The organism is Bacillus sp. FSL K6-2944 (genome assembly GCF_038005385.1).
GTDB classification, from domain to species: Bacteria; Bacillota; Bacilli; order Bacillales; family Bacillaceae_G; genus Bacillus_A; species Bacillus_A cereus.
In genome coordinates this window covers 1-10,719 of record NZ_JBBOTE010000014.1, presented here as the reverse complement: position 1 = coordinate 10,719, position 10,719 = coordinate 1, and the positions used below count along the sequence as shown (strand labels likewise).

Genomic DNA, 10,719 nt, shown 5'->3' with positions numbered 1-10,719 from the left:
CCCTTCCTTCATCCAACTCCCCAACCCCTCAATCCTTGAGGGGCTCCCTCGCCGGTTGGCAGGTCAAAACGATTACCGTTTTGACAATCCAAGAGGGTCGCATAGTGAGTGTGTCAACTCCTTATCCTCCCGTACCCTTTCGGGTTCGGTCCGGTACCGTTGACACACACGATGCAACTACCTCTTATCACATTCTTGAATGCTCCTTAAATTGTCAGAAAATAATTTCTCAAAAACCTTTCCTGTAAATTTCGGTATAGTGATTAAAAGCTTGTTCTTAATTTTGCAAAAGGAATGGTGGCTATGAATCAATTTCTAAAAAAGATGGATACGCTTATATTTTCAAAAATGACAACAGCAAAAAATTTATCTTATGAAACTCAAGTTCCTGAACCAACTATTTCAAAATGGATTCATCAAGGTACTGAAATATCCGCATTTTATTTTTATAAAATCGCACATACTCTTGAAGAAAATAAACATGACCAAGAACAACTTAAAATGGAGTACTTACAAAATTTGAAAACGGGGAGCTGTAGCAATATAAAGATTTTATTTATATTGTCCTATTTAAATCGAGATACCGTGTTATTTACAGAACTTCTTCAGCATTGTAGTACACATAAATATTTAATTGTTTGCAAATATGCTAAAGCTTTTCAATTTTATCAAAGACGATTACAAGGAGAAGACATACATGAAATTTATTTAGACCTTAAAACATTTCAAAGTAATATCAACAAAAAAGAAAAAGACTTAGCAATTTTATGTGACCTCTTAAGCATTATGATTCTACTTGATCTAGGAGACATCAAACTTGTTCCAACCTATCGTAATCGAATTAAACGAAATTTAATAAAAATAGGTGATAGTCACTTAAAGATGATTTATCATTTTCTTTTTATTGAATTACATAGTTATTATTTACTTCGTAGAAATCAAATCACTTTATTCCAACGACATAATCAATCCCTTCAAAAATTAAAGAACTTAAATTTTTTCCCTGTTATGAAAGGTGCTTTGCATTTAAAAGCAGGAGAAGGTTACTTACTATCGAATTACGATATGGCAATTTATCACTTAGAAAAATCTCTAGAAATATTTCACTTATATCAAGATGAATCAAGATATAAGCAGGCATTACATGACATTCATTTTTTGAGAATCAGTCATTGGAGAGACATTGATAAAATTGATTTCAAACAACTTCATCCCGCCGAACAAGCTTTATTTTATATTGAATTAGGTCAATATGATAAAGCAATTATTCTACTTAATGATTTAGAAAGAAAAAATGGTAAGCTTACAGCTTTACAGATGTGCTATAAGGGCATGGCAACTTTAAATCTCTCTCTTATTCAACAGTCGATTCAAATGTTTCAATCCAATAATGATTTCTTTTTTGTTCAATATGCAGAAAAAGCATATCAAAAAGTTTTAAATCAAGAACAAACAATCAAATCATAAAAGTGAGGAGTTTCCTAATGAAAAGAATGTTAACGACCATATTTATGTTTTCTTTTCTTTTACTGTCAGTACCAGAAAATCTTGATATAATAAAGCCTATAAAAATAACAAATAAGATTGAAATACAAAGATTACATGCGGATCCTGGTGGGGCCGGTCATTAAATATAGTGCACAAAAGACATCGTTTATACGGTGTCTTTTGTGCGTTTTATAAGAATTTCTTAAATACCTCATGAGGAAAATAAGAAATTAGCCCCTTGTTTTTGGGTGTAAGTGCTGGCTGGGGGTTTGGGGGCTAGCCCCCAGGAACTTCACGTAACTGAATAGGGAATAAGGTCATTTTTTGGAACGATAGAACTTGCGGTTCGGCGGGTATACTTGCTAATCCAAGTCGAGCAACCTACATCCTCGTTTTTGGTCTGTTCGGCTTGGCGATATACCAACCCCCGCCGAATTTCATAATACAAGGGCAAAAGAGTGGAGATTTTTTGAATGGGGTTCTCAAAAAATACGACTCGACCCTTGTATTATGAAAAGCCTTATTAGAGATATAGAAAGAAAATAAAATGAATAAATACACCTTTCAAATTTTCATAAGATAATAGAATAGAAGAGAGAGTATAGCTTGAACCCTTGATATGACTGGTTTTTCAAGAATAAACTATAATTTGTGGGATTATAGTTTATAATTTGTGGGATTATAACCGTAATTTGCGGGATTATAGTTTATAATTTGTGGAGTTATAAATTATTTTTTTTGAAATTATAAATATAAAAAAAATAAAAAATATTGCACTCAATTAATATATGGTTTATAATTTATTTAAATTATAAAAAGAGTAGGAGGTGAATTTATTGCAACAGAATAGACCTTTAAAAAAAGTCTCTAAAGTTACAAAAAGTAAAATAATTGATGTGAATACTGGAGAAATTCAAGAAGAAGAAGAGATTATAGACGCGTATATCGATAAAGAACCAGATTATGTGAAATTATATTTGAAAGATATTATTGCCTTAAATGATCTCCCTAAAGGCTTAGATAAAGTAATTAATGTCTTATTAAAAACAATGTCATACGACAATATGATTATTCTAAATAGCTTTATAAAAAAACAAATGACGGAAGAACTAGGATATAAAACGGTACAAGTTCTTAATAACAATATAAATAAACTTGTAAACGCTGAAATTCTCTTTAGAAAAGGTACTGGTACATATCAAGTAAACGCCCGTTATTTCGGACGTGGCCATTGGCATGACATACAAGAGATTCGATTAGAACAAATTTATTCAAGTAAAGGAAGAGATTTTAAAACAGAAATAACATATAAAAACGAGGGAGTACCCCAGAATTAAGTTAAAATAAAAAGGCACTCCCTCTGACCAGGGAGCACCTACATCATTGCATCTGCACACACGACGTATGCCTTTTTATTTTCCTATACATTTTTCTTAAAAACAAGGAGGATAAAGAGTATGACTGCAAACCAAATGTTAGAAATGATTGTGGAACAAAGTGTAGAAGAATTAGACAGACACGAAGAATTTCAAGAATTATATCCCCATCAAAACAAGTTCACACTGGAAGAGTTTAACCAATTTGAGCTTGCGATTTATCTCAAAATGTCAAATATAAAAAAGGAGTCCTATAAAGAGGGGTTTAAACAAGGCATTAATTTCATTCTATCCATGCAAAAGTAAAGCAAAAAAGCGATGCAGCTTGTAAAGGCGATCGCTTTTTTATCTATCCATCCCTCTATTTTTTCGTTTCTTCGGTTGTCCCTCTTGTTTCGATTGCTCTGACAAGCGTTTTAAACCCCCTAGAGAGAATTCTCTGCTTTTCCCTAGTATTTTATCTAGAAACACCTTTAAACGTTCTATAAAGCCTTCTAGGCGCCTGCGAGGGATTGTCTGTGCTTTTTCATTCTCTTCCAAGATAGAAAGCCATCGTTCCCCTTCTTTTTGATTTTCCGGTTCCTGTCCATTTTCCAGATTAAACAGAATTAATCGACCTTTCTTTTCTAGTTCACTAATGTCTACCTCTCTATTTGTATCTTCCAACATACTTTTATACACAATCGCGTCTGTTCGATGTTTCTTCAGCTGCTCTACTTCTTTTTCTAATAAACCAAATTGAAGCTCCACATGGTCTGCCCTTCTATCTGCCTTATAATACTTCTCTTCCCATTCCTTCATTTTTTCAGTTGCTTCATCCATTCTTTTCCCAGCTTGATATTGCACTTTCATACTCGATACAGACAATTCTTTTAATTTTTCAAAATCCTGAGACGGCAATTTCACCTTATCTCCAAAGAACGTTTTTTCAACCGAATCTTCAATTCTTCTCAAGATTCGTTTCGGTTCTTTAAACACTTTCATTTCTGCCGTTGCATTTGCCTTTTGTTGGTCTTTTTGTTTTTTTATTTCGTCAGCATGTTTTTTTAACTCTTTCACCGTATCTATACCAATTGTTTTGTCGTTTAGAATCCCACCTTGATAGATATGAGGAATTTCAGCCTTTAAAAAAACATCTAAATCGCTATGGAAAGATTGTAAATCCTTCCTACTCACGACCTTTTTTGCACAGACTCGGTCTCTATTCTTTTTAGCGTCATAGGCCACTGGAACAAAGGCAAAGTGCATATGCGGTGTTGTTTCGTCATTATGAACGTTGGCAGCAATCACATTCTTTTCTCCGCCATACCGATCCGTTAGGAACGCATACGTTTTCTCAAAGAATACACGCTGTTCCATTTCTGATTTTCCTTTTAATTCTTCTGGTAGTGTAACAATCCAACTGGCACATTGTTTTACATCCTTTCGATTCAAACAATGTACTTCTTGCAATCGGTTATTCAATCTAGAAAGGGAGTCACCTTTCTTCTCACACAAATCATAATTCAAGTGGGAACGCTCCACATCAATGTCTGTATTTGCATGCCTCTCTGTTTTTCTGTCCCAATGAGTCGACAATCCTTGTATGTTTGCTTTTGTGTATTTTTGTACATGTGCCATAGGGAAATCTCCCCTTTTTGATATCATCATAACACATCAGGGATAGCTACACACATAAATGGTGTAGCACGTTATACCAAATTTACATTTGGACGTGCTCTGCGAGGCTCTTTGGCTTCGCCAATCCATGCGCTGCATGGAAAAAAAACACCTCGGACTTTGTCCGAACCTACAAGGGGAACTCTTCCCCTTGACCTCCTTCATCCAACTCCCCAACCCCTCAATCCTTGAGGGGCTCCCTCGCCGGTTGGCAGGTCAAAACGATTACCGTTTTGACAATCCAAGAAAGGTCGCATAGTGAGTGTGTCAACTCCTTATCCTCCCGTACCCTTTCGGGTTCGGTCCGGTACCGTTGACACACACGATGCAACTTACCTCTTATCACATTCTTGAATGCTCCTTAAATTGTCAGAAAATAATTTCTCAAAAACCTTTCCTGTAAATTTCGGTATAGTGATTAAAAGCTTGTTCTTAATTTTGCAAAAGGAATGGTGGCTATGAATCAATTTCTAAAAAAGATGGATACGCTTATATTTTCAAAAATGACAACAGCAAAAAATTTATCTTATGAAACTCAAGTTCCTGAACCAACTATTTCAAAATGGATTCATCAAGGTACTGAAATATCCGCATTTTATTTTTATAAAATCGCACATACTCTTGAAGAAAATAAACATGACCAAGAACAACTTAAAATGGAGTACTTACAAATTTGAAAACGGGGAGCTGTAGCAATATAAAGATTTTATTTATATTGTCCTATTTAAATCGAGATACCGTGTTATTTACAGAACTTCTTCAGCATTGTAGTACACATAAATATTTAATTGTTTGCAAATATGCTAAAGCTTTTCAATTTTATCAAAGACGATTACAAGGAGAGACATACATGAAATTTATTTAGACCTTAAAACATTTCAAAGTAATATCAACAAAAAAGAAAAAGACTTAGCAATTTTATGTGACCTCTTAAGCATTATGATTCTACTTGATCTAGGAGACATCAAACTTGTTCCAACCTATCGTAATCGAATTAAACGAAATTTAATAAAAATAGGTGATAGTCACTTAAAGATGATTTATCATTTTCTTTTTATTGAATTACATAGTTATTATTTACTTCGTAGAAATCAAATCACTTTATTCCAACGACATAATCAATCCCTTCAAAAATTAAAGAACTTAAATTTTTCCCTGTTATGAAAGGTGCTTTGCATTTAAAAGCAGGAGAAGGTTACTTACTATCGAATTACGATATGGCAATTTATCACTTAGAAAAATCTCTAGAAATATTTCACTTATATCAAGATGAATCAAGATATAAGCAGGCATTACATGACATTCATTTTTGAGAATCAGTCATTGGAGAGACATTGATAAAATTGATTTCAAACAACTTCATCCCGCCGAACAAGCTTTATTTTATATTGAATTAGGTCAATATGATAAAGCAATTATTCTACTTAATGATTTAGAAAGAAAAAATGGTAAGCTTACAGCTTTACAGATGTGCTATAAGGGCATGGCAACTTTAAATCTCTCTTATTCAACAGTCGATTCAAATGTTTCAATCCAATAATGATTTCTTTTTTGTTCAATATGCAGAAAAAGCATATCAAAAAGTTTTAAATCAAGAACAAACAATCAAATCATAAAAGTGAGGAGTTTCCTAATGAAAAGAATGTTAACGACCATATTTATGTTTTCTTTTCTTTTACTGTCAGTACCAGAAAATCTTGATATAATAAAGCCTATAAAAATAACAAATAAGATTGAAATACAAAGATTACATGCGGATCCTGGTGGGGCCGGTCATTAAATATAGTGCACAAAAGACATCGTTTATACGGTGTCTTTTGTGCGTTTTATAAGAATTTCTTAAATACCTCATGAGGAAAATAAGAAATTAGCCCCTTGTTTTTGGGTGTAAGTGCTGGCTGGGGGTTTGGGGGCTAGCCCCCAGAACTCACGTAACTGAATAGGGAATAAGGTCATTTTTTGGAACGATAGAACTTGCGGTTCGGCGGGTATACTTGCTAATCCAAGTCGAGCAACCTACATCCTCGTTTTTGGTCTGTTCGGCTTGGCGATATACCACTCCCGCCGAATTCCATAATACAAGGGCAAAAGAGTGGAGATTTTTTGAGTGGGGTTCTCAAAAAATACTACTCGACCCTTGTATTATGGAAAGCCACTTATATAGATATAGAAAGGGAATTGATAGAAATGTAGTAATATCAATAGTTTTAGAGTTTAGTATGTTTCATGAGGGTTTACATTAATGTTTCATGTGGCGCAACATAGTTGCAACTTTCTGTTTCTTTTTTGAAACAAGTTGTTGCAATGGTAAATTACAGATGGTAAAATTAGGACATGAAACAAGTTGTTTCAAAAACTACACATTAATGTATAGTGGGAGGTTACATATGTTTGCAGGAAAAGAAAAAGATACAGAAGTTAAATACGTAGCCTTAGAAGATGCTGAAATTTTTAATAGTGCTAGTGAAGCCCTAGAAGCTAAAAGAGCGAAAGAAAGCCAAAAGAACAAGAATTTCATACAAATCAGTAGAGGTTTAGGAACAAAAGCATTAGCCTATATCATTTCCGAAAATGCAGTTGCAGGACAACTTTACATGTTCTTTATAGAAAATATGGACGTTAATAGCAATAGCATAATGGCCTCACATAAAATTTTAGAAGAGGTTACTGGAAAATCAAGAACAACGATATTTAGAGCAATTTCATGTTTAGAAGAAAACGGATTGATCGCTATTGGTAAAGTCGGAAATACAAACGTGTATATCTTAAATCCAGAAGTAGCTTGGGCTACAAGTAGAGATAAAAAAGACTTCGTTAATTTCAAAGGTAATATTCTTCTTGGACGTACAGAAAACAAAGACCTATTTAATAAATTTGAACGTTCAAAATACATTAAAACAAATGTTTTAAGATAAAAGACAAATAAAAAAGCACTCCCTATTGCCCAGGGAGCACCTACATCTTTAAATCTGCACACAGAACATATGCCTTTTTATTTTCCTATAAATCTTTTTTAAATACAAGGAGGATGAAAAGTATGACTGCAAACCAAATTATAGAGAAGAATTCAAACAAGGGATAAATTTTATTCTATCCATGCAAAAATAGAGCAAAAAAGCGATGCTTTTTACAATGAGTATCGCTTTTTTTAACGCTCCATCCCTCTATCTCTTTTTGTTTTTGGTTCACTCTTTTGTTTCAATTGCTCTGAAAGACGTTTTAAGCCCTCTAGTGAGAATTCTTTCCCTTTCCCTAATATTTTATCTAAAAACGCTTTTAAACGCTCTATAAAAGCTTCTAAACGCTTTTGAGGGATTGTCTGTGCCTTTTTATTCTCTTCCAAGATAGAAAGCCAATTTTCGCCTTCTTTTTGGTTCTTCGGTTCATGTCCATTTTCTAGATTAAATAGGACTAAACGTCCTTTCTTTTCTAGTTCACTAATTTGTATATGTCTGTTTGTATCTTGCAAAATGCTTTTATATACAATAGCGTCTGTTCGGTGTTTCTTCAGTTGGTCTACTTCTTTTTCTAATAAACCAAATTGAAGTTCAGCATGGTCTGCCCTTCGATCCGCATCATAATATTTCTCTTCCCATTCCTTAATCTTTTCCGCTGCTTCATCGATTCTTTTTCCAGCTTGATATTGGACCTTCATACTCGATACAGATAACACTTTTAATTTCTCAAACTCCTGAGATGGCAATGTAACCTTATCTCCAAACATCGTTTTCTTTGCTGATGCTTCGATTTTCTTCAATACTTGTTTTGGTTCTTTAAACACTTTCATTTCTGCGATCGCATCTGCTTTTTGTTGGTCTTTTTGGTTTTGAATTTCCTCAGAATGCTTTTTTAAATCTTTCACCGTATCTATACCAATCGTTTTATCGTTCAAAATACCTTCTTTGTAGATATGCGGAATTTCTTGTTTTAAAAATGTATTTAAATCTTGATGAAATGTTTTTAACTCTTTACGTGTTAGCACTTCTTTTGCTGAAACCTTTTCCCTATGCTTTTTCTCGTCCCATACAACAGGCATAAAAGCAAAATGCATATGTGGTGTTGTTTCATCCATATGAACATTCGCTGAAAGTACGTTCTTTTCCCCACCATAACGATTTGCTAAAAATTCATAAGTCTTCTCAAAGAATTCACGTTGTTCCTTTTCTGAAATCCTCTTCAAATTTTCTGGTAACGTAACAACCCAATCTGCACACACTTTTAAATCATTTCGCTTCAAAGCATGTACTTCACTTAAACGCTGATTCATACGAGAAAGTGTATCTCCTTCTTTTTCGCATAAATCATAATTCAAATCCGACCGCTCATTATCAATGTCTAGATTCGAATGATTTTCTGTTTTTCTGTCCCAGTGAATAGATAGTCCTTGTACATTTCCTTTTGTGTATTTTTGAACGTGAGCCATGAGCGAGAACCCCTTTTTTGATAACTAGTATAACATGGGGATCAGCTAGACTCATAGAATTTGGTCTAGCACGTTATACCAAATTTTATTTGGACGTGCTCTGCGAGGCTCTTTGGCTTCGCCAATCCATGCGCTGCATGGACAAAAAACACCTCGGACTTTGTCCGAACCTACAAGGGGAACTCTTCCCCTTGACCCCCTTCATCCAACTCCCCAACCCCTCAATCCTTGAGGGACTCCCTCGCCGGTTGGCGTCCCCAAAACGTATCGTTTTGAGAAACTGCCAAGAGGATGATGAATCCGCCGCACGAGTCCATTCCTTAATGCTCCTTTCATGGATCAGCACAAACCGCTGAGCCATTCCAGTCCGCTTACCATGGACACTTACCTATTTTTTCTTTTATTATTTATTTTAAATCTTTATTTTTATTCTATTTAGAAAACGTTTTTTGCGCAATAACTTCCATAGAACCATTAAATTTAGACGAAACATGATAATCTATTACTTTAAAATGATATTTATTAAGAATATATTGTAAAGAATTAAATGAAAAATAATTAATATGTTCAGTCACCCACCACATAGGATCTTTATCTTTCATAATAGTTGGATAAGCACTATCAAAATTCGGCGTAGAAATCCATAATATCCCTTCATCCGATAATAAATTATATGTTTTTTCAATCATTTTCACAGGATTAACAACATGTTCAAGTACATCTCCCATTACAATTACGTCATATTGTTTTTCAACTAAAAAATCATGATAATCTATTGAATGAACTATAGTATTACTTAAACGAGATGCTTGTTCTGCATAAAAAGATCTTATATCAATTCCTTCTACATTAAAACCATATTCTTTTGCAATAAGTAACATAACTCCAGTTCCAACACCTACTTCTAAATAAGAATTTCCTTTAACTATTTTTTTTAATTTACTAATTATATTAGCTGCTGGTTGAATTTCATATGTTTTAGGCTCTATATACAGATTTGAACAATCATTTGAAAGTATTTGTTGAATATTTTTAGGATAACTATTTGTATATATATGATGACATTTTTTACAATACATCCATACTTTCACAGGATTAAAACCTTTAATAAAACCAAAATCTTGAGCCACATTATAACAACTGTGTAAAACACCTTTTTTACTACAAAGTGGACAATCTGTAATTAATGTTTCTTCTTCTTTTGAATAAATATAATTTATATTAGGATGATCTTCTGATACAATTTTTCTAATTAAAGCTGGATTGGTATGAAATGCCATTTCATGATAAATTATTGAATCATCAATTCTACCCATTCGATTATAAATTTGTCCTAATCGGTAACATACAACTGCTTTAATATCATCAAATTGTATAAGTTCTAATAAAATTTGTTCAGATTCAATATCTTTGCCTTGTACTATATATTTTTCAGATTGATTAAATTTTTCTACTAATATGTTCAAAATAACGCCTCCTATAAATTGTTTATTTAAGTTTAATAATAAAATAACTATTATAGTCCATAAAATTTTCCGTATTTTAATTCTAAACATTCAAATAAACAGTTATTTAGAATTAAACCCCCTTGTTTTTGGGTGTAAGTGCTGGCTGGGGGTTTGGGGGCTAGCCCCCAAGAACTTCACGTAAATAAATAGGGAGTAAGCTTATTTTTTGGGACGATAGAACTCGCGGTTCGGCGGGTATAATTGCTAGTCCAAGTCGAGCAACTAAGTCCTCGTTTTTGGTCTGTTCGGCTTGGCAACATACCAG

The 10,719-nt window shown here is 33.5% G+C and carries 11 protein-coding genes; 8 read left to right on the top strand and 3 right to left on the bottom strand.

The annotated features are described in order from the left end of the window. Positions 1-303 precede the first annotated feature (303 nt). The 4 genes from MHH55_RS35920 (at position 304) to MHH55_RS35905 (ending at position 3,170) form a co-directional block, all read left to right on the top strand. A complete protein-coding gene (locus MHH55_RS35920) occupies positions 304-1,467 on the top strand; it encodes an AimR family lysis-lysogeny pheromone receptor (RefSeq protein WP_340882870.1) in 1,164 nt (387 codons plus the stop codon). A gap of 17 nt (positions 1,468-1,484) precedes the next feature. Beyond that, positions 1,485-1,631 (top strand): hypothetical protein, encoded by a 147-nt coding sequence (locus MHH55_RS35915; protein ID WP_166669653.1) that lies wholly within the window; start codon positions 1,485-1,487, stop codon positions 1,629-1,631. Positions 1,632-2,324: 693 nt separating this feature from the next. Continuing rightward, positions 2,325-2,825, top strand: coding sequence for a replication/maintenance protein RepL (locus MHH55_RS35910; protein WP_340882868.1), 501 nt, complete (start codon positions 2,325-2,327; stop codon positions 2,823-2,825). 120 nt (positions 2,826-2,945) lie between these two features. Further along, a complete protein-coding gene (locus MHH55_RS35905) occupies positions 2,946-3,170 on the top strand; it encodes a hypothetical protein (protein ID WP_340882867.1) in 225 nt (74 codons plus the stop codon). A gap of 39 nt (positions 3,171-3,209) precedes the next feature. Here the strand turns inward: MHH55_RS35905 and mobV (MHH55_RS35900) are convergent, their stop codons facing one another. Beyond that, complete coding sequence (mobV, locus tag MHH55_RS35900) at positions 3,210-4,484, bottom strand: MobV family relaxase (protein ID WP_340882865.1); 1,275 nt, start codon at positions 4,482-4,484, stop codon at positions 3,210-3,212. Positions 4,485-4,981: 497 nt separating this feature from the next. Here mobV (MHH55_RS35900) and MHH55_RS35895 point away from each other — a divergent pair, with 497 nt between their 5' ends. The 4 genes from MHH55_RS35895 (at position 4,982) to MHH55_RS35880 (ending at position 7,438) form a co-directional block, all read left to right on the top strand. Further along, positions 4,982-5,200, top strand: coding sequence for a hypothetical protein (locus MHH55_RS35895; RefSeq protein ID WP_340882863.1), 219 nt, complete (start codon positions 4,982-4,984; stop codon positions 5,198-5,200). A 632-nt stretch (positions 5,201-5,832) separates the two neighbouring features. Then, entirely contained in the window at positions 5,833-6,063 is a 231-nt protein-coding gene (locus tag MHH55_RS35890; protein WP_340882861.1) for a hypothetical protein, read from the top strand. 93 nt (positions 6,064-6,156) lie between these two features. Further along, a complete protein-coding gene (locus MHH55_RS35885; protein WP_166669653.1) occupies positions 6,157-6,303 on the top strand; it encodes a hypothetical protein in 147 nt (48 codons plus the stop codon). 607 nt (positions 6,304-6,910) lie between these two features. Next, entirely contained in the window at positions 6,911-7,438 is a 528-nt protein-coding gene (locus MHH55_RS35880) for a replication/maintenance protein RepL (RefSeq protein WP_176116718.1), read from the top strand. A gap of 233 nt (positions 7,439-7,671) precedes the next feature. On the opposite strand, the gene mobV (MHH55_RS35875) is transcribed toward MHH55_RS35880, so the two are convergent. Both mobV (MHH55_RS35875) and MHH55_RS35870 read right to left on the bottom strand, forming a co-directional pair. Next, on the bottom strand, positions 7,672-8,946 hold the full coding sequence (mobV, locus tag MHH55_RS35875; RefSeq protein WP_078188041.1) for a MobV family relaxase: 1,275 nt from the start codon (positions 8,944-8,946) through the stop codon (positions 7,672-7,674). Positions 8,947-9,377: 431 nt separating this feature from the next. After that, complete coding sequence (locus MHH55_RS35870) at positions 9,378-10,412, bottom strand: class I SAM-dependent methyltransferase (protein WP_176116716.1); 1,035 nt, start codon at positions 10,410-10,412, stop codon at positions 9,378-9,380. Between the last annotated feature and the right edge of the window lie 307 nt (positions 10,413-10,719).